At 59.9% G+C, this 19,597-nt stretch carries 20 protein-coding genes; 7 read left to right on the forward strand and 13 right to left on the reverse strand.

The annotated features are described in order from the left end of the window. Nucleotides 1-14: 14 nt before the first annotated feature. On the forward strand, nucleotides 15-272 hold the full coding sequence (locus AB4N91_RS13335) for a hypothetical protein (RefSeq protein WP_102594394.1): 258 nt from the start codon (nucleotides 15-17) through the stop codon (nucleotides 270-272). Here AB4N91_RS13335 and pepN read toward each other — a convergent pair. Genes pepN through AB4N91_RS13365 form a run of 6 tightly spaced genes read right to left on the reverse strand, consistent with a single transcriptional unit; the run spans nucleotide 253 to nucleotide 6,766 of the window. Next, complete coding sequence (pepN, locus tag AB4N91_RS13340; RefSeq protein WP_154911786.1) at nucleotides 253-2,910, reverse strand: aminopeptidase N; 2,658 nt, start codon at nucleotides 2,908-2,910, stop codon at nucleotides 253-255. The genes AB4N91_RS13335 and pepN overlap by 20 nt on opposite strands. A gap of 10 nt (nucleotides 2,911-2,920) precedes the next feature. Then, on the reverse strand, nucleotides 2,921-3,751 hold the full coding sequence (locus AB4N91_RS13345) for a DUF2797 domain-containing protein (RefSeq protein ID WP_042932108.1): 831 nt from the start codon (nucleotides 3,749-3,751) through the stop codon (nucleotides 2,921-2,923). Next, complete coding sequence (locus AB4N91_RS13350; RefSeq protein WP_010459822.1) at nucleotides 3,748-4,008, reverse strand: YeaC family protein; 261 nt, start codon at nucleotides 4,006-4,008, stop codon at nucleotides 3,748-3,750. The genes AB4N91_RS13345 and AB4N91_RS13350 overlap by 4 nt, the downstream gene beginning before the upstream one ends. A gap of 30 nt (nucleotides 4,009-4,038) precedes the next feature. Continuing rightward, nucleotides 4,039-4,908, reverse strand: a complete 870-nt coding sequence (locus AB4N91_RS13355) for a rhomboid family intramembrane serine protease (RefSeq protein ID WP_077749648.1) — start codon at nucleotides 4,906-4,908, stop codon at nucleotides 4,039-4,041. After that, on the reverse strand, nucleotides 4,905-5,879 hold the full coding sequence (locus AB4N91_RS13360) for a metallophosphoesterase (protein WP_370654424.1): 975 nt from the start codon (nucleotides 5,877-5,879) through the stop codon (nucleotides 4,905-4,907). The genes AB4N91_RS13355 and AB4N91_RS13360 overlap by 4 nt, the downstream gene beginning before the upstream one ends. Beyond that, entirely contained in the window at nucleotides 5,876-6,766 is an 891-nt protein-coding gene (locus AB4N91_RS13365; protein WP_010459816.1) for an NAD(+) kinase, read from the reverse strand. Before AB4N91_RS13365 ends, AB4N91_RS13360 begins: the two co-directional genes overlap by 4 nt. Nucleotides 6,767-6,873: 107 nt before the next feature. Between AB4N91_RS13365 and AB4N91_RS13370 the strand changes: the two genes are divergently transcribed. Beyond that, complete coding sequence (locus AB4N91_RS13370; protein ID WP_154911787.1) at nucleotides 6,874-7,824, forward strand: DUF1853 family protein; 951 nt, start codon at nucleotides 6,874-6,876, stop codon at nucleotides 7,822-7,824. A gap of 130 nt (nucleotides 7,825-7,954) precedes the next feature. Here AB4N91_RS13370 and AB4N91_RS13375 read toward each other — a convergent pair whose 3' ends face one another. Both AB4N91_RS13375 and AB4N91_RS13380 read right to left on the reverse strand, forming a co-directional pair. Next, nucleotides 7,955-9,238, reverse strand: coding sequence for an arsenic transporter (locus tag AB4N91_RS13375; protein ID WP_154911788.1), 1,284 nt, complete (start codon nucleotides 9,236-9,238; stop codon nucleotides 7,955-7,957). A 112-nt stretch (nucleotides 9,239-9,350) separates the two neighbouring features. Beyond that, nucleotides 9,351-9,911 carry an NADPH-dependent FMN reductase gene (locus AB4N91_RS13380; protein ID WP_154911789.1) on the reverse strand — a complete coding sequence of 187 codons (561 nt, stop codon included), beginning with the start codon at nucleotides 9,909-9,911 and terminating at the stop codon, nucleotides 9,351-9,353. A 175-nt stretch (nucleotides 9,912-10,086) separates the two neighbouring features. Here AB4N91_RS13380 and AB4N91_RS13385 point away from each other — a divergent pair, with 175 nt between their 5' ends. Together AB4N91_RS13385 and AB4N91_RS13390 are read left to right on the forward strand one after the other, a co-directional pair. Continuing rightward, nucleotides 10,087-10,347, forward strand: coding sequence for a hypothetical protein (locus tag AB4N91_RS13385; RefSeq protein ID WP_010459809.1), 261 nt, complete (start codon nucleotides 10,087-10,089; stop codon nucleotides 10,345-10,347). Nucleotides 10,348-10,435: 88 nt separating this feature from the next. Further along, the gene (locus tag AB4N91_RS13390) at nucleotides 10,436-11,329 is read left to right on the forward strand and encodes a LysR substrate-binding domain-containing protein (RefSeq protein WP_460112546.1); all 894 of its coding nucleotides are present in this window, start codon (nucleotides 10,436-10,438) and stop codon (nucleotides 11,327-11,329) included. On the opposite strand, the gene AB4N91_RS13395 is transcribed toward AB4N91_RS13390, so the two are convergent. From AB4N91_RS13395 to dnaQ, 3 genes are all read right to left on the reverse strand, one after another. Next, nucleotides 11,295-11,909: a GNAT family N-acetyltransferase gene (locus AB4N91_RS13395; protein ID WP_010459805.1), complete on the reverse strand. Its 615-nt coding sequence runs from the start codon at nucleotides 11,907-11,909 to the stop codon at nucleotides 11,295-11,297. The two genes, AB4N91_RS13390 and AB4N91_RS13395, sit on opposite strands and share 35 nt — an antisense overlap. A 14-nt stretch (nucleotides 11,910-11,923) precedes the next feature. Then, a complete protein-coding gene (locus tag AB4N91_RS13400) occupies nucleotides 11,924-14,179 on the reverse strand; it encodes an Orn/Lys/Arg family decarboxylase (RefSeq protein ID WP_460112547.1) in 2,256 nt (751 codons plus the stop codon). Nucleotides 14,180-14,382: 203 nt separating this feature from the next. Further along, a complete protein-coding gene (gene dnaQ, locus AB4N91_RS13405) occupies nucleotides 14,383-15,141 on the reverse strand; it encodes a DNA polymerase III subunit epsilon (protein WP_010459800.1) in 759 nt (252 codons plus the stop codon). A 190-nt stretch (nucleotides 15,142-15,331) separates the two neighbouring features. Here dnaQ and AB4N91_RS13410 point away from each other — a divergent pair, with 190 nt between their 5' ends. Continuing rightward, nucleotides 15,332-15,634 carry a DUF2388 domain-containing protein gene (locus AB4N91_RS13410; protein ID WP_049870729.1) on the forward strand — a complete coding sequence of 101 codons (303 nt, stop codon included), beginning with the start codon at nucleotides 15,332-15,334 and terminating at the stop codon, nucleotides 15,632-15,634. 138 nt (nucleotides 15,635-15,772) lie between these two features. Here AB4N91_RS13410 and rnhA read toward each other — a convergent pair whose 3' ends face one another. Beyond that, nucleotides 15,773-16,225, reverse strand: a complete 453-nt coding sequence (gene rnhA, locus AB4N91_RS13415) for a ribonuclease HI (protein WP_008152099.1) — start codon at nucleotides 16,223-16,225, stop codon at nucleotides 15,773-15,775. Nucleotides 16,226-16,317: 92 nt separating this feature from the next. Then, the gene (locus tag AB4N91_RS13420) at nucleotides 16,318-17,076 is read right to left on the reverse strand and encodes a class I SAM-dependent methyltransferase (protein WP_010459795.1); all 759 of its coding nucleotides are present in this window, start codon (nucleotides 17,074-17,076) and stop codon (nucleotides 16,318-16,320) included. Between the two features lie 65 nt (nucleotides 17,077-17,141). Here AB4N91_RS13420 and gloB point away from each other — a divergent pair, with 65 nt between their 5' ends. Both gloB and AB4N91_RS13430 read left to right on the forward strand, forming a co-directional pair. Then, nucleotides 17,142-17,909: a hydroxyacylglutathione hydrolase gene (gloB, locus tag AB4N91_RS13425; RefSeq protein WP_145310159.1), complete on the forward strand. Its 768-nt coding sequence runs from the start codon at nucleotides 17,142-17,144 to the stop codon at nucleotides 17,907-17,909. Nucleotides 17,910-18,008: 99 nt separating this feature from the next. Further along, nucleotides 18,009-19,463: a transglycosylase SLT domain-containing protein gene (locus AB4N91_RS13430; RefSeq protein ID WP_010459791.1), complete on the forward strand. Its 1,455-nt coding sequence runs from the start codon at nucleotides 18,009-18,011 to the stop codon at nucleotides 19,461-19,463. Nucleotides 19,464-19,597: the final 134 nt, after the last annotated feature.

A 19,597-nucleotide genomic window follows, 5' to 3' on the forward strand; every position in this document is an offset into this window, starting at 1 on the left:
CGCAAGGCGCGACTGTGACTCATCCGAGTTTTGACTTCCTGCGCGAATGCTCGCACGACAACCTGAACAAAGACGAGGTCTTTGGTATTGCGATCTCAGAGGAAACTGTAGGCAATCATCGTTTTTTTCGCCAGTTTCCGAGCGCCGAAGGAGCGCATCAAAAAACCACCTGGGAAATCGAGTGGGCTTGTACCGTGGGGCGATTCGATGAAACAAGCACCGCGGTCTGCCAGGCAGACCGCGGCATCAATATCAAGCCAGGCTTTTGCTGACCACTTCAAACACATCGCTGGACAGCTGACCCGAAGCACGAATCCGCTCCAGCTCGCCTTTCATCAACGCCTGACGGGCGTCGTCGTATTTGCGCCAGCGAGTCAGCGGCGCCAACTGGCGGGAAGCGATCTGCGGGTTGAAGCCATTCAACTCGATCACCAGATCCGCCAGGAAGCGATACCCGGAACCGTCCGCCGCATGGAAGTTGATCAGGTTCTGCCCGGCAAACGCGCCGACCAGCGCCCGCACCTTGTTCGGGTTCTTGATGTTGAACGCCGGGTGCTCCATCAACTGACGAACACGTTCCAGACCACCGGGCAACGTGCTGCCCGCCTGGACACTGAACCACTGATCCATGACCAGCGGATTGTCCTTGAAGTGCTCGGCAAAACTCGCCAGCGCCAAGGCCTTCTGCTCTTCAAACGGCGAATTGACCAACACCGCCAGCGCGGTCAGGCGTTCGGTCATGTTGTCGCTGGTCTCGAATTGTTCCAGCGTCGCCGCCAACACTTCCGGCTTGCCGCTGAGCATCAGGTACGACAGCGCGATATTCTGCAAGGCACGACGGGCGAAATGCTCGGCCTCGGCCACATACGGGGTTTTCTTCGACAGATCGCGGTTTGCCTGATAACGCAACCACAGCGCCTCGAACAAACCTTCAGCCAATTGCTTGCGGGCAAACTCGCGAGCGATATGGATGGCGTCGACGTCAGCCACGTCGCTGATTTCGGTCAGGTACGCCTCACCCGGCAGCGAGAGCATTTCCGCAACCATCGCCTGGTCCAGCGTCTCGTCGGACAGCACGGTGCGCAGAGCAGAAACCAGACGTTGATCCAGCACCAGTGCTTCGCCCTTTTGCTGCTGAGCGATCAGCTCTTGCAGCACCTGAACCGACAATTGCTGACCGGCATCCCAGCGGTTGAAACCGTCGCTGTCGTGCTGCATCAGGAACATCAGTTGATCGCGGTTGTACGGAAAGCTCAGTTTCACCGGCGCCGAGAAGCCGCGCAGCAAGGAAGGCAGTGGCTGTTCAGCGATGTCGACGAAGGTGAAGGTCTGCTCCGCTTCGGTCACCGAGATCACCCGCGAAGTACCCTGCGTCTGGGCTTCACCAGAAAGACGCAACGCAATGGCCGCCCCTTTCGAGTCAAGCAGGCCCAATTCCACAGGGATCACGAACGGCAGTTTTTCCACCTTGTCCGGGGTCGCCGGGCAGCTTTGGCGGAAAGTCAGGCTGTAGGTTTTCGCGGCGGCGTCGTAGGACTCGCTCACCGCCAGACGCGGGGTACCGGCCTGGCTGTACCAGCGCTTGAACTGGGTCAGGTCGACACCGTTGGCATCTTCCATGGCTTTGATGAAGTCGTCGCAGGTCACGGCCTGGCCGTCATGGCGTTCGAAATACAGGTCGCTGCCTTTGCGGAAGCCTTCGGCGCCGAGCAAGGTGTGGATCATGCCGACCACTTCCGAACCCTTTTCGTACACGGTCAGGGTATAGAAATTGGAAATCTCGATGAAGCTGTCCGGGCGCACGGCGTGAGCCATGGGACCTGCGTCTTCAGCGAACTGGTGAGTACGCAGGTAAGCCACGTCCTGGATGCGTTTCACGGTGGCCGAGTTCATGTCGGCGGAGAAGCCCGAATCACGGAACACGGTGAAGCCTTCCTTGAGCGACAACTGGAACCAGTCGCGGCAGGTCACGCGGTTGCCCGACCAGTTGTGGAAGTACTCGTGCGCGACGATCGCCTCGACACGCTGGTGCGCGGCATCGGTGGCGGTTTCGGCGCGGGCCAGCACGGCGCTGGAGTTGAAGATGTTGAGACCCTTGTTCTCCATGGCGCCCATGTTGAAGTCGTTGACCGCGACGATCATGAAGATGTCCAGATCGTACTCGCGACCGTAGACCTCTTCGTCCCAGCGCATCGACTTTTTCAGGCTGTTCATGGCGTGCTGGCACTTGTCGATGTTTTCCGGCTCGACGTAAATGCGCAGCGCCACCGAGCGTTCGCTCATGGTGGTGAAGCTGTCTTCGACGCACCACAAGTCACCGGCCACCAGCGCGAACAGGTACGCCGGTTTCTTGAACGGGTCTTCCCAGGTCGCCCAGTGCCGGCCGTCTTCGCCGGGACCGGAGGCAATCGGATTGCCGTTGGACAGCAACACCGGATAGCTATGCTGCTCGGCAATGACCGTGGTGGTGAACGTGCTCATCACGTCCGGGCGGTCGAGGTAATAGGTGATCTTGCGGAAGCCTTCGGCCTCGCACTGGGTGCAGAACATCGTGCCGGATTTATACAAACCTTCCAGGGCGGTGTTGGTTTCCGGGTGGATCTTGACGCTGGTATCGACCGTGAAGGTGGTGCTGGTCGGGTGCAGGGTCAGGTGGTTTTCCGTCAGCTGATAATCAGCGTCGCTCAGCTCGCGGTCAGCCACGGTGACCGACAGCAGCTCGAGTTGCTGGCCGTCCAGCACCAGCGGCGGCAGGCCCGGGCCGCGCTCGGGATTGCGGCGCATCACCAGTTGCGCATGGACCAGGCTGTGGTCCTCGAACAACTCGAAGGTCAGGTGCGTCTCGTCGATCAGGTACTCGGGCGCCTGATAGTCTTTCAAATAGATCATCTTCGGTTGTTCGGTGCGCATGCTGGAGTCCTTACTGATGCACGGCGAGCTGATAAGCCGTGTATTTACGAATATTGATGACGCCGGTGTCGAAAATCAGGTATTGGCCCTTGATCCCCAACAACGTGCCTTCGGCAATCGGATTCTTGTCCAGGTTGAAGCTGACGATTTTGGCCGGGTATTGCTCGACCGGATAGCGGATTTCGAGGGTTTCTACGTCGGCAATGGTCTGGATTGCTTGTAGGCCGAATCGTTCCTGCAAACCTTGCAACCCTTCGGCGCAGCTGTCGAACAACTGATCGCGAACCTCGGCCAGGTTCACCGACACCGCGTCGCCCTTGAGTAAAGCACGCCAGTTGGTCTTGTCTGCCACCTGACTGCGGAACAGGTCCTCGACAAACCCCGATTGCTGGCGGGTCGAAACGCGCATGATCGGCAACGCCTGACGGGCGCCCTGGTCGATCCAGCGAGTCGGCAGCTGGGTGGCGCGGGTAATCCCGACTTTCACCCCGGACGAATTCGACAGATACACAATGTGATCGGTCATGCAGAACTTCTCGCCCCACTCCGGCTCACGGCAGGTGCCAGCGTCGTAGTGGCAACGCTCCGGGCTCATGATGCAGAGGTCGCACTGCGCCAGTTTGGTCATGCACGGGTAGCAATACCCCTGGCTGAAACTGGTTTTGGTCTTGCGCCCGCAATGGGTGCAATGAATCGCCCCCAGATATTCCAGACGCACCGTGCTGCCGATCAAGGGATTGACCGGCACCTCGACGTCATCCAGACGAAACGCGTACTGCACGTTCGGCCCGTCAAGGCGCGCCGACATTTTGCTGATTGCACCACGGCCAATCTCAATCAATGGATGGCATCCGACTTGAACAGGATGTTCGGCACGCTGATCGACTTCGAGCTGCATTCCTGCGGGCCCATGTAGCCGGTACGCTCTTCCTCGGGCAGGTTCTGGATTTCCCAGGCGATCATCGCTTGCAGCGACAATTCACGTTGTTCGGCGGTGAGTTTGCCACCGTCGGACCATTTGCCGATCTCCACCGCCAGCTTCAGGCTCTGGTAGATATCGGGGGTGATGTTTTGAATCATTTCGTTAAAAGAGGACATCAAGGGCTCCGCTCTTTAATACATAACTGATTAGACGGCCAGTTTACGGCGGTTGTACAAACCGCCCAACAAACCGGTCAAGCATCCGACGAGCAACCCGCTGACATGGGCTGCGTTGGCGATTTCACCGAAACCGATCATCGAGACCAGGCCCGACAGGCACAGCACCAGCCACACCAGCATCATCACCAGCACACCGCGCGGCAGGCGATATGCCGGGTTCGGCGACAATATCTGGAAAATCCAGCAATGCCCGAGCAGGCCGTAAAGCACCCCGGACAACCCGCCGAACAGGGTCGGGCCACTGAAAACAAACTGGGCGTAGTTCGACACCAGGCTGAAAAGCAAGGTCAAGCCGATCAGGTTGATGCTGCCCTGACGCGACTCGATGCGCCGCCCCAGCTCCCAATACCACATGCCGTTCATGGCCAGGTGCAGGATGCCGAAGTGGATCAGCATCGGCGTCACCAGACGCCACCACTGCCCCGCCGCCAGGCTGTCGGCCAAGGGCACAAAATGGATGTACTCGCCAACGATACGAAAATCGAGGAAGGTCAGCCAACGCAGCGTGTCGAGGTTTTCCCCCAGCAGCGTCACCGCACCGACGATCAGGCTCAGCAGCAACACCAAGCCGGTTGCCTTGGCATGACGCAGCTGCTCGACGAAACCAGGCCGCCTGGTGGTTTGCGCGACCGGAATGTCCAGCTGCTGATCAGGGTCGCCCGCCGGGAAACGTTCATATAAGGAACGGACGTCTTCGCTGATATTGGCCGGCACCCACAGCACCTGTTCACCGGACTCTTCGCTGACCCGATGCGGCACCTGCATGCGTTGCAGCAGTTTGACGAACCCGCTCAAATCCACGGCCAGCGGCAGGCGTAAAACAGCAACGGTAGTCATCGCAACACCTCCGGCCGCTCGACATCGACCCAGACAAACTTGTGCGGGTCGAGGCGGGTTTCCTGATCCAGGCGATAGGCGACCAGTTTGCCGTAGAGCACCGCGCTGTAATCCAGGCAGGCCAGGTTCGGACGGATCGGCGCCGGTTTGCCGCTGCGCCAGTAATGGCCAACGAACAACAGCGGCTCATCGACGCCGTAACGCAGCAGGGTATTTTTTTCGGTGGACGACAGGGGCGTCTGGGCCACGGGTTCGGGCAAGGCGTCGGGCTGGAACACAATGTCTCCATAGGTTTGCGGGTCGTCTTCCCAGAATTTGGTGCGGAAGAACGAACGCGTCAGGCCATCGCCGCTGGTCATGGTCAGCCCGTGGGGCAGGCGCATGTCGGTCCCGCGCAGCAAACGATCGAACACTGTGCAGGCGAAACTGCCCGGCACGGCCGAGGCCTGGAGGAAATGTTCGTCAACGCAGCCATCGGGGAACAGCGCGCGCAGCGGCTCGATCAGGCCGGCATCCCAGCAGGCGTGCACCACGCGGAAACGCCCGGCATCCACAAACAATGGCAGTTCGTAAAACCATTGCTGGAAGTCATGCCAGTCGCCGGGGTGATGTTCAAATTGCGTCAGGGTTTCACCGAGCAGGCGCGCATGGCGTGGCGTGTGTTCGCGCACGAACTGCTTGCCGCTGCCTGGCGGCGCCGGCGTGGCCCAGCCGAGGGCGTTGAATTCATGGTTGCCCATGATGCACAGCGCCTGACCGGCCTCGACCATGTCGTGGACGATATGCAGCGCCTCGCGAATCCGCGGGCCGCGGTCGATGATGTCGCCGACGAACACCGCCATGCGCGATGGATGCCGCCAGACGCCACCTTGTTTGTGATAACCGAGCCGGTCGAGCAAGTGCTCAAGGGTCAGAGCGCAACCGTGCACGTCACCGATAAGGTCGTAGCTACGCGCGGGATCGAGCATCAGTCGCCTCCACCACCCAACCGGCTGCCCCAGCCAAGCTTGGTCCGGCAGACCTCATAGTAGTTGTGGTCGAGCGGGTGGATCAGCCGCAGTTTCTGGGCTTTTTTGCTGATGGTGATGGTGTCGCCCGGCGCGCAGGTGAAATGGTTCTGCCCGTCACAGGAGACTTGCGGGTAAATCTGCATATCTTTGGACACGACGATTTTCAGCTCACTGTTGCCATCGACCACAATTGGCCTGCCCGACAAGGTATGGGGGTACATCGGCACAATCACAATAGCGTCGAGCTTGGGGTGCATGATCGGCCCGCCCGCCGACAGCGCATAGGCGGTCGAACCGGTGGGCGTTGCGACGATCAGGCCGTCGGCCTTCTGGCTGCAGACGAACTGGCCGTCGATGTACAACTCGAATTCGATCATCCGCGTCGATTTGCCCGGGTGCAGGACCACGTCGTTCAGCGCATCGCCCTGGCCGATGGCCTCGGCATGGCGCCGGACTTCGGCTTGCAGCAGGAAGCGGTTTTCCACCAGGTAATGGCCATCGAGCACTTCGGCGACTTTGACTTCCAGTTCATCCGGGCGAATGTCGGTCAGGAAACCGAGGCTGCCCCGGTTGATGCCGAGCACCGGAATATTGTGTCGGGCCAAGGCACGCGCGGCGCCAAGCAGGCTGCCGTCACCGCCGACCACAATCACCATGTCACAGACTTCGCCGAGCATCTTGCGAGACGAGGTTTGCAGGCCATGACCGGGCAGGACTTCGGCGATGGTGTCTTCGAGAATCACGTGCAGGTGACGATCAAGCAGAAACCGTTTCAGTCGGCGGACGGTATCCAGCACCTGCGAACTGCCCAGGCGACCGATGATGCCGATATTACGAAATTGCTCCATGGGGTTCCTGCGCGACGGTGAAAAACACGATTATGGGCGAAAGCGCGGGATAGACAAAATCCTTTCAGCCACAAGGGTGTACTCATGTTTAGGGCTATGCTCGCAAGATGATCCTATTTCCCGATTTGCTCCAGTTACCCCACCAGTTGCGCCACCCCGAGGTGCGCGACCTTGCCTGGGTCATCCTCGCGCCGCCGATGCTCGACACCACTCCGTGGCCGCAACGCCATCCGCTGGCCGGCAGCGACTGGGTGCAGGCACCTGAGCAGCTGGAGCGCTGGCTGAAGCAACTCGACCGCGACAGTTACGACTTGCTGCACTGGCTGGCGCAGGCCAGGACCCGGCGACTGGGCCTGTATTACGAACGCTTGTGGCAATACGCCGTGCGCCATGCGCCGGGTATCGAGTTGATTGCCGCCAACATGCCGATCCGCCGCGAAGGCCACACCTTGGGCGAGCTGGACATGCTGCTGCGCGACCGCGACGGCGTGCATCATCTGGAACTGGCGATCAAGCTGTATCTGGGGCCGCAGAATGGTGACGGACAGGACACGGCGCAGTGGCTCGGACCAGGTTGTCATGATCGACTGGACCGCAAACTGGCGCATCTGACGCAACACCAACTGCCGATTTCCGCCCGCCCCGAGAGTCGCGAGGTGCTGGCGGCGCTGGATATTCAGCAGTTCAGCGCGCATCTGTGGCTGGGCGGTTATCTGCTGTATCCGTGGCCAGGACAAGCCGAGCCCCCCCACGGTGCCCATCCACAGCATCTGCGCGGCAGCTGGCTGCATCAGAAAGACTGGGCGGACTTTGTCGTGCAGCGCCCGTTCGGCCGCTGGCAACCCCTGCCCCGCCATGCGTGGCTGGCGCCGGCGTATTACCCGGCGGAACAGACCTGGAACACCGGGCAGCTGGACGCATGGCTCAGTGACCTGGAGCCTTTGGCCCCGGCGCAGTTGATGGTGCGCCTGATCGAGAACGCGGATGGGGATTGGGAGGAAGCGGAACGGTTGTTTCTGGTGGCGGATCTTTGGCCGAATGTGCCGGGCAGTGGTTGAGACTTGTAGTGCCTGGGTTGGCCTCTTCGCGGGCAAGCCTCGCTTCTACAGGTTTTGTATCGTTCGCTGAATTTGCATTCTTCATAAATCCTGTAGGAGCGAGGCTTGCCCGCGAAGAAGCCACCCCGTTCTAAATGGATAACCGCAAAGCCAAAGCCGCCAACGTCACCAACAACACCGGCACCGTCAACACCACCCCGACCTTGAAGTAGTACCCCCAGCCGATCTGAATGTTCTTGCGTTGCAGCACATGCAACCACAACAACGTCGCCAGACTGCCAATCGGCGTGATTTTCGGCCCCAGGTCGCTGCCAATGACGTTGGCATAAATCATCGCTTCCTTGACCACTCCCGTGGCCTGGCTTGCATCGATCGACAGCAAACCAATCAACACCGTCGGCAAGTTGTTCATCATCGACGACAACAGCGCGGTCAGCACGCCCGTGCCCATGGCCGCGCCCCAAACGCCGTACTGTGCGAACCCGTCCAGCCACCCCGCCAGATACCCGGTGAGCCCGGCATTGCGCAGGCCATAGACCACCAGGTACATGCCCAACGAGAAAATCACGATCTGCCATGGCGCTTCTTTCATCACCTTGCGCGTGGAGATCTTGTGGCCACGGGCGGCGATGGCCAGCAGCAACGCGGCACAGACAGCGGAAATGGCACTGATCGGAATGCCCAGCGGCTCAAGGGCGAAGCAGCCGATCAACAGGATGGCCAGCACTGCCCAACCGGCATAAAACGTCGCCTTGTCATGGATCGCCGTCGACGGATGTTCCAGTTGCTCGGGGTCGTAAGCCTTGGGGATGTCACGACGAAAAAACCACATCAGCATCGCCAGCGTGGCGGAGACGCTGACGAAGTTGACCGGAATCATCACCGCCGCATAGCGGTTGAAGGTGATATCGAAGTAGTCCGCCGAAACGATGTTCACCAGGTTCGACACCACCAACGGCAGGCTCGCGGTATCGGCGATGAACCCGGCGCCCATCACGAATGCCAACGTCGCCGCCGGGGAAAAGCGCAGCGCCAGCAGCATGGAAATCACGATAGGCGTGAGAATCAGCGCCGCACCGTCATTGGCGAACAACGCCGACACCAGCGCCCCGAGCAGCACCATATAAGCGAAGAGTTTGCGCCCGCTGCCCTTTCCCCACCGGGCCACATGCAAGGCTGCCCAGGCAAAGAATCCCGCCTCATCCAGCAACAGACTGATGATGATCAGCGCCACGAAGGTGCCGGTGGCGTTCCAGATGATCTGCCACACAATCGGGATATCAGCCAGGTGCACCACCCCGAAAATCAGCGCCAGCACGGCGCCGAATGTCGCACTCCAGCCAACCCCCAGGCCTTTGGGTTGCCAGATCACCAGGGTGATGGTCAGCAGGAAAATCAGCGACGCTATAAGCATGCGGGTAAACGCCTCTGGAAAAACGAGGCGTGAATATATGGAATTCCGAATATGCAGTAAAGCAAAGACTGAACAACCTGGCAGCTGCTACAGGGGATGTGTTGCGTTCAGGTCACTCTTTCTTATGCTGCTCGACCCATTTGCCATACGCATTGATGAAATTCTGCAAGAACGGCCTCACCGATTCGGACAATTTGCCCGACTCATCGAACGCCGAACCTGCGCCCCCCAGATAGGCTTCCGGCTGCTGCATGCACGGCACGTCCAGAAACACCATTGACTGACGCAAGTGATGGTTGGCCCCAAACCCGCCGACAGCCCCCGGCGAAACGCTGATCACCGCCCCTGGCTTGCCGCTCCAGGCGCTCTTGCCATAGGGACGCGATCCCACGTCAATCGCATTCTTCAGCGGTGCCGGCACCGAGCGGTTGTATTCAGGGGTGACGAACAGCACTGCGTCGGATGAACTCACTTGTTGTCGGAAAGTGCTGTAGGCTGCCGGCGGTGAAGTCCCGTCAATGTCTTCGTTGTAGAGCGCCAGATCGCCGATTTCGACGATGGTGAGCTTGAGATTGGCAGGCGCCAGGTCGGCCAGGGCGAGCGCAACCTTGCGGTTGATTGATTCCTTTCTCAAGCTGCCGACCAGTACGGCGATCGTGTAGACGTTGCTCATTGAAGATTCTCGACTGTTCGATGGGAAAGACTTGTAGTTATAGATGACGATTCACCCAGTGGGCTGTTGAATTCACCGCCCCTGACTATTTTTTTCCTGTAGGAAAACTTACTTCGCTTAACCACGGTCTACAGAACCGCAAATTGAGTGATTTATCTCCAGAGGTTCTAAGCAGATGGCAGCAGTACTCGTCGATCAGTTCCATGCAAGAGACGCGGAAGGCCGCGTTTATTCCGTGCATGAGTTCCAGGAATCCACCCCGTCGGCAGACGGCCTCGGCGACACGAAGCCTGTCACCACCTATAAGCTGGCCATTGGCGATCGCGTCAAGAAGCTCGATGACAACCAGTTTCTGCTGATTCAGTCGGATGTCACCATCGTTCGCGAACCCGACACTTACGTCGGCATCCGGCCGGAAATCACCACCGCCTCATAACCCCGCGTTATGAGCAGAAGTCATATGCGCGCACTTGAGTTAGGATTCAGTCACTGACTCCCTCACCTGCTGAACATGGACTTCACGCATGCGTTTACGTCATATCGAAGTGATCCACGCGCTCTTGCAGACCGGTCATCTGGGCACCGCCGCCGAATGGCTGCAGTTGCCGGTGGCCGAGGTCGAAGGCATTTTGCGCGATGCCGAGGATCAGTTGGGATTCATGCTGTTTTCCAGCGTGCGTGGACGTTTGCAGGCGACGCGCGAGGCGCGGGAGCTGCAGGTTGAAATCGCCCGCGTGTATGACGCGCTTGAACCGGTCCAGCACCTGGCCAGCAGCCTCAAGCAGTATCAGGCGCACCCGCTGCGCATCATCTGCACCCCGCCGCTGGCCCAGCAGTTATTGCCCCACAGCATCGCCGCCCTGCGCCGACGCCTTCCCGATGCGGCTTGCACCCTGCTGAGCCAACCCACCCGCGAGATCGTCAGAAGCCTGCTGCTGCGTGAAAGCGATCTGGGGCTGAGCCTGCACGATCCCGACCACGCCGACATCTATTGCCAAGTGATTGCCCAAGGCAAGCTCCAGCTGTTGGCGCCCCATGGCTGGCTGCAACCGAAACAGAAGTACATTTCGTTGCAGGACCTGGCCGGCCAGTCGATGGTTGGCCTGGAAGGTCATGATCCGCTAAGCCCGGCGCTCGATAACAAATTGCATGCCTTGCGCCCTGCCCCGGTCATCCAGACGCGGGTGCAAACTCATCAGATGATGCGCAGCATGGTCGAGGCCGGCGAAGGCCTGGCGATTGTCGACCCCTTCACCGCCCTTGGGGCCAAGTCGAGCGGCCTGGATGCCTGCCCCTTGGCGCCTGCGGTGCCGATCAGCCTCTATGCCCTGACCCTGAAGAACGGCGAGCCCATGCCCGCCGTTCAGGTGCTGCTGGACATCCTCACGGAACAAGCCGTGGCGATGTTGTCGAGCTGAGCGGGTTTTCCAGCGGATTATCGAACAGGCGATACCAGAACAGCGCGACTTCGGCGGTGTTCGGGTCGATGCCGCGATAACGCAGATGATCGATCCCGCCTATCACGAAACCACAGCGCTCATAGAGTCGACAGGCGCCCAGATTGTTATTCTGGGTTTCGAGCATGATGCCCGGCAACTTCTTCTTGCGACTCCAGAACTGCGCCACATCCAGCAACGCCTTGGCCACACCGTGACGGCGCGCTGGCGCATGCACGGCCAACTCGTCAATATGGGCAAAGCCGTTCCAGTTGGTGCTGACCACCAGATGGCCGACGGGCTCGTCATCGAGATAGGCCATGAACACCGCACTGTCGGCGGCATCGCGAAAACTGCTGAACTCCTCGGGATCAATCCCGTAGCACTTTCGATAAGGGGTGATCGGCGTGACCCGCCACTGCTCCACCGGTTTGCCGATTTCAGCTGCGCCATAGGCCGCGACTTCAAAACTGAAATCGCTGCCCCAGATATAGGGCGCAAACCCCTCATCGGCGACACGCACCGAGAGACCTGGGTATTTGGGATTCATGATCGGTTGCATGCTGGGAAAGGTCCTCATTCCTTGATGCAATCGACGGTGTAATGCCGTCCATTGCCCTCGTCTTCGTGTTGCAGTCCGTGCACATCAACGACAAACCCGGGGAAGCTGCTGTCAAACGTGCGAGCAAACGACAGATAATCGATGATCGACCGGGTCGACTCGGTGAACCGCTCCCCCGGCATGATCAGCGGGATGCCGGGTGGGTACGGCACCAGCATCACCGCGGCAATTCGCCCTTCCAGGGCATCAATCGACACTGCCTCCACCTCTCCCCGCACCAAATGATCATAGGCGTCAGCCGGCTTCATGGCGATTTCCGGCAACACGGTGTACATGCGCTTGAGGTGTTTGGCCGTAGCATTGCTGCGATAACAGGCGTGCAGTTGATCGCACAAATCCCGCAAACCCATGCCCTGATAACGCGCGACATTCTGTTGCGCCACGCATGGCAGGCACGTCGCCAGACTGACATTGGCGTCGTAACTGCGCTTGAACTCCAACAATTCGGTCAGCAACGTGCTCCATTTACCCTTGGTAATCCCCATCGAGAACAGCACCAGGAATGAATACAGGCCGGTCTTCTCGACCACCAGCCCGCGCTCCCAAAGGAACTTGCTGACCACCGCCGCCGGAATCCCGCGTTCGCTCAGCGCACCGCCCGCCGTCAGGCCAGGCATCACCAAGGTGACTTTGATCGGATCAAGCAACACGTAATCGTCAGTCACCCCACCAAAGCCATGCCAGTCGGCGTCGAGTTGCAGCAGCCAGTCTTCGGTGACCACGCGCTCGATGCCTTCCACCGACGGTGGCTGCCAGATGGAAAACCACCAGTCGTCCGCAGCGATGTGCTGGCGCAGATTGGCCAGCGCCCGGCGAAAACTCAGGGCTTCGTCGAACATTTCCTGCAACAGCGAACGCCCGGCCGGGCCTTCCATCATCGCCGATGCCACGTCCAGCGAAGCGATGATGCTGTACTGCGGCGACGTCGAGATGTGCATCATGAACGCTTCATTGAAGCGATCGCGATCCAGTTGCCGCGCACCTCCGTCCTGAACATGAATCATCGAGGCCTGGCTGAACGCGGCCAACAGTTTGTGTGTGGAATGCGTGGTGAATACCAGCGGGCTGTCTTCGCTACGGGACGTGCCCATGCCATAACGACCGGCGAAAAACTCGTGGAACGCCGCGTAGGCATACCACGCCTCGTCGAAATGCAGGACCTCGACGCTGTTGCCCAGGCTCTGCTTGATCAGTTCGGCGTTGTAGCAAAGGCCATCGTAGGTCGAATTGGTCACCACGGCCAACTTGACCTTGAGCTCACGCCCCTGGGTCAGCGGGCTGGCGTCGATCTTTGCCTGAATCGATTCGCGGCTGAACTCGCTCAGCGGAATCGGTCCGATGATCCCCAGCTCATTGCGTTCCGGGCACAGGTACAACGGAATCGCGCCGGTCATGATGATCGAGTGCAGTACCGACTTGTGGCAGTTGCGGTCCACCAGCACCAGGTCATCGCGAGCGACCATCGAATGCCAGACGATCTTGTTGGCGGTCGAGGTGCCATTGATCACGAAAAAGGTGTGATCGGCGCCGAAATTGCGCGCAGCCCTGGCTTCCGCTTCAGCGAGCGGGCCGGTGTGATCGAGCAAGGAACCCAGTTCCGGCACCGACACCGACAAGTCCGAACGCAGGGTGTTTTCCCCGAAAAACTGGTGAAACGCCTGCCCCACCGGGCTTTTGTGATACGCCACGCCACCGCCATGGCCGGGTGTGTGCCAGGAATAGTTGGAATCGGCGGTGTGTTGCACCAGCGCCTTGAAAAACGGCGGAAGCAAACCATCCAGGTATTTACGGGCCGCCCGGGCCACTTGCCGCGCCAGAAAGGGCACGGTGTCTTCGAACAGATAGAGAATGCCGCGCAGTTGATTGAGTTCGGCCATGGCATCGGCCGGGGCGTTTTCCAGCGTGACCTGTTCGCCCAGCGCAAAGATCGGCAAGTCCGGCGCCCGCACTCGCGCCAGGCCGATCAACTCGGCCATATTGTGTAACAAATGAGAGTGGGCGCTGGCGTCTTCGGCGGCGATCAACATGCAGGAAAGGCCGTGATGGGTCGAAGCAACCAGCCGCCCTTCGGTGTAGTCCACCGCCGAAACGATGCTGAAGCCTTCCTGCTCCAGTTCCCGGGCGATGCCACGCACGCGATCACCGGCGACGGTGTCGGCCTTGATGTCGCGATGCACGATCAAGACCGGGAATTTCAAATCTTTATACATGAGGCTCAGTGTCCTGAGGCTGCAGACCGTGGCCTGCCAATATGCTCAGGGTAGAGGGTTGAAGCGGATGTGGCGAGCGACGATGCCCTGAAGCGGGTCAATGAGTGCACCATCATGTGGCCATCAACTCTCCAACATTCAGCAGGACTACTTGTGGCAAGGAAGCTCCCTCACCACAAAAGCCCTGTTACATCTGATTCGCCTCAAGCCTGCGCCTTGGCCTCGACCAACTGCTGCCACAGCGACGGGGCGCCGGCGGACTTGGCGATGGCTTCCAGGCGTGCCACGTGCCGGGCCAGGTCATCTTCGCTGGCGGGGATGATCCGGGTCGGCTGGCGGTCGGCCGGCAAGCGGCGGATTTCGGTGGCGGAGTTGTCAGCGCCTTCGCCGGAACCGTTGCCGTCGGACGCATTACCGGCCAGTGACAGGCTGGTCTGGCCGCCGGTCATGGTCAGGTAAACGTCGGCGAGGATCTCGGAGTCGAGCAAGGCGCCGTGAAGTTCACGACCGGAGTTGTCGACGCCATAACGTTTGCACAACGCATCGAGGCTGTTGCGCTGCCCCGGGTGACGTTCCCGGGCCATCATCAGGGTGTCGAGGATCGAGCAGTGTTGCGTGATGTCCGCACGGTCGTGCTGGCCCATCAGGGCGAATTCGTTGTTGATGAAGCCAACGTCGAACGCCGCGTTATGGATGATCAGCTGCGCGCCTTTGATGAATTCGAAAAACTCATCGGCCACTTCAGTGAACCGCGGTTTGCCCACCAGGAATTCGTTGGTAATGCCGTGGACGCCGATGGCGCCTTCGTCACTCTCGCGATCCGGTTGCAGGTAAACGTGGAAATGCCGGCCCGTCAGGCGCCGACCGATCAACTCGACACAACCGATTTCGATAATCCGGTGGCCGTCGGTCACCGGCATGCCGGTGGTTTCGGTATCGAGTACAACGGATCTGGTGGCCATCAGTGCTCAGCTCTCAACGGGTCAATCGTGCAAAAGCGGCGATGTTAACACGCTCGCGGGATCCGGCGCGCGCACTGCCAGGTGACGGGCGCTCATGCAGTTTTTAACAATCATTAGCAATGTTCATAAAGTCTGGAAGCCGATGGATTGCTAGCGTGCACCCCTTGCTGACCCAGGGTTTGAAATCGTCATGAAGACTGCACGGCTGGTTTTATTGAGTACCTGTTTGCTGGGTTCCGGCGCCCACGCCACCAGTTTTGTCATCAGCACAGACGTCACCGTCAGTCTGACGATGAGCTCCACCAAAGGCACCAGTGGCTCATTCAGCGACGACAAGATCGTACTGGCGGCCAAGGATGATGCGGCAGCGTTTGTGGCGAGCGAGGGGGTGATTCGCGGGGCGCGGATCCAGGCGGCGTTTTTGCGGATTCGCGGGGTGGTCAACGAACCGTATTCAGACCAACAACTGGCCACCGCGATCTTGATGCTGTGACACCCTGGAGGAGCGAAGCTTGCTCGCGAAGAACGATAACCCGGTCTCTCAGTTACACCGCGGCGCTTTCTTCGCGGGCAAGCCTCGCTCCTGCATGGATCTCCGGCAGACAGTGCTCGCGAAGGGCGGCACTACCGATCAAGCCTGCTTGTACCCGCGCACTTCATCCACGCCACGGTTGGCCAGTTGGTCAGCCCGTTCGTTGCCATGGTGGCCGATGTGCCCGCGTACCCATTTCCAGGTGACGTTGTGGCGGTTGACCTGCTCATCCAGCAGTTTCCAGAGGTCAGCGTTTTTGACCGGTTCCTTCGCCGCCGTTTTCCAGCCGCGCTTCTTCCAGTTGTCCATCCACTCGTTGATGCCTTTCATCACGTACTGGGAGTCGGTCACCAGCAGCACGTCGCAGGAGCGCTTGAGTTCTTCCAGGCCACGAATCGCCCCCATCAGCTCCATGCGGTTGTTGGTGGTGTTGGCTTCGCCGCCCCACAGCTCCTTTTCAATGCCTTTGCACACCAGCAACGCGCCCCAGCCGCCAGGGCCAGGGTTGCCTTTGCAGGCGCCGTCGGTGAAGAGTTCTACGCTATCGCTCATGCCAATCTATCCAGAAAATGCGGTGGCTCGCCGATCAGTGACCGACGATGCCCGAGGCCGGGGCGAACCCGGCCGGGAAAATAAAGTGTGTATTACGGCTCGATGTTACGACGGTTGACCTTGGCCATCGGCAATGGAATCAGCTTGCCCATCGGTTCGCGCCGCTCCTGACGGACGGGTCGCAGGCCAACAACGATCTTGCGCGCCACCAATAAATAGAAGCCGCCGCCCGACAGTTGCCAGTCACCGGCCTTGCGCTCCCAACCGGCCAGGCGTGCCTGCCAGGCGGGTGACGCAAGCGGCGGACGATAGCACCCGAAGCGGCGTTTCTCCAGCGCGAAGCCCAGCAGGTTCAGCCAGTCGCCGACCCGCGACGGTGAGATGCAGCGCGCCTTGCGCAAACCGTCGTGAGCGAACACATGGCGCAAGCCCCAGCTGCTCCAGGGGTTGATCCCGATGATCAGCAGATGCCCGCCGGGCCGCACGCTGCTCGCGGCTTCACGCAGCAAGCCGTGGGGCGACAGGCAGAAATCCAGGCCGTGCTGCATCACCACCACGTCAGCGGCATGCTCGCTCAACGGCCATGCCTGCTCTTCGCAGACGATCTCGACCCCCGGCAACGGCGCGCCAAGTCGCACATTGCGCTGAACCTGGGGTGCCGACGGCGGTGTCTGGGCCGACGGGCCGTAATGCACCAGATAGCCACCGAAGAAGCGGCCCAGCTCGTCTTCAAGCATGCGCCGCTCTTCGTCCAACAGAAATTGCCCGATGGGCCCGGACAGCCATTCACGGGCCGCGCTGATCAAATTCAGCCACTCAGGATCGGCCTGAGCGAACGCTTTATCGGTCATTGCATTCTCCAACGCGCCAGGAAGTTCTAAGATGCGCCATTGTTTTCAGCTTGGCGAATCCGACGATGATACAGATCAGTGCCCTGCCCGCCTTCACCGACAACTACATCTGGTTGTTACAGGACCACAACACCCAGCGCTGCGCCGTGGTCGATCCGGGTGATGCCGCGCCCGTGCAAGCATGGCTGGCGGCGCATAAGGGTTGGGTATTGAGCGATATCCTGATCACTCACCATCATCATGATCATGTCGGCGGTGTCGAGCAGCTGAAAAAAGCGACAGACGCGAAAGTCTACGGCCCGGCCAGCGAAACCATCCCGGCGCGAGACGTGGCGCTCAAGGACAACGACCGTGTCAGCGTGCTGGGCTGGGACTTCGACGTCTATGCGGTTCCCGGACACACCCTGGGGCATATTGCCTATTATCACCACGGCCTGCTGTTCTGCGGCGACACCCTTTTCGCCGCCGGTTGCGGGCGCTTGTTTGAAGGCACGCCCGAGCAGATGCACACCTCGCTGAGCCGCCTCGCTGAGCTGCCGGAAGATACGCTGGTCTATTGCACCCACGAATACACCCTGAGCAATCTGAAATTTGCCGCAGCGGTCGAACCCGGCAATCCTGACACCGCCGCACGTCTGGAAAAAGTTACCGAGCAACGTGCGGCCGGAATCATGACGCTGCCCTCTACTCTGGCGCTTGAAAAACTGACCAACCCCTTTTTGCGTGTCGACGAAACATCCGTTAAAGAAAAAGTGGACGAACGGAATGGAACCCAAAACCGGTCTCCGAGTGCGGTCTTTGCTGCTCTTCGGGCTTGGAAAGATAAGTTCTAAGTCGCCGCCCCGTTGGTACAAAAATTCTGAATGGTTGACCGCAGAGGGTGCGCTTTCTAGAATCGCCCGACATTTTTGCCCGGAACTTACTTCCAGCCAATGTCGTCATCTATTCGTAAAGCCATCAATTCAGACGCATTGACCCGCTTGGCTCAAGCCATAGCGGTGGCTGTGTCCGCCACTCTGGCGGGCTGTTCCAGCCATGTGCCGCAGACCGAAGCGACACACACTCCGAACATCGCCGCTCGCGCCAAGCAGAAACCAATCTGGCTCAGCGAAAAGCCGACTCCACAAATTCCACAGGATGTCTGGGAGCGCATGCGCCAGGGCTTCCAGTTGCAGGACAACCTGGGCGTCAACCCGCGCATCGAGCAACAGCGCCTGTGGTTCGCCAGCAACCCGTCCTTCCTTGAAAACGCCGGTGAACGCGGCAGCCTCTACATTCACTACATCGTCGAACGCCTTGAAGAACGCAACATGCCGCTGGAACTGGCGCTGCTGCCAGTGATTGAAAGCGCCTACAACCCGATGGCCTACTCCCGGGCCAATGCGGTGGGCCTTTGGCAATTCATTCCTTCCACCGGCCGTTACTTCAACCTGCGTCAGACCCGCTTCTATGATGGCCGTCGCGACATCACCGCCTCGACCACTGCGGCCATGGATTACCTGACCCGTCTGCACGACATGTTCAACGGTGACTGGTTGCTGGCCCTGGCGGCCTACAACGCCGGTGAAGGCACGGTCAGCCGTGCCATCGAGCGCAACGAGAAGCTGGGCCTGCCGACCGATTACTGGAACCTGCCGCTGCCAGCCGAAACCCAGGCTTACGTGCCCAAGCTGCTGGCCTTGTCCCAGGTTGTGCTGGCCCCCGAAGCCTACGGCGTGAACCTCAACCCGATCGCCAACGAACCTTATTTCCAGGTCGTCGAAATCAACCAGCGCATGGACCTGTCCAAGGTTGCCGCGGTGGCCAACATCGACGAAGACGAGTTGTTCCAGCTCAACCCGGCCTTCAAACAGCGCACCACCATCGACGGCCCCCAGCATTTGCTCGTGCCAACGTCCAAGGCGCAGTTGCTGACCGCCAGCCTCTCGACCATGCGTCCTGAAGAGTTGATCAGCAAGAAGTCGCTCAAGCCGGTCTTCGAAGGCGCCGATGAATCCGAAGTCGCCAGCCTGAAACGTGCCTACCGCGTCAAACGCGGCGACAACCTGGCCGCCATCGCCAAGGCGAACAAGGTCGCCGTCAAGGACCTGCAGCGCTGGAACAAGATGACCGGCAAGAACCTCAAGGTCGGCCAGACCCTGGTGATGCAGGACACTGCCAAACGTAGCGGCGGTCGCGTCAACACCGTTGTGGCGGCGAACAGCAAGACCAACAGCAAAGCCGACAAACAGAAGCCGCAGACCCAATACAAGGTCAAGCAAGGCGATTCGCTATACATGGTCGCCAAACGCTTCAACGTTGAAATGCAGCACCTCAAGCGCTGGAATCCGCGTGTTGGCCAGGCGCTCAAGCCTGGGCAGATGTTGACGGTGTCTTCGCCGCGCTAAAAACGAGCCCCTGAATCCAGGGGCTTTTTTTCGCCTGCAATTTGAGCTCTGCTGGAATCGGGGGATGCATGGGAACTGTGGCGAGGGAGCTTGCTCCCGCTCGGCTGCGAAGCAGTCGTAAACCCTGAACATGC

The sequence above is a fragment of the Pseudomonas sp. H3_D04 genome (assembly GCF_054669175.1).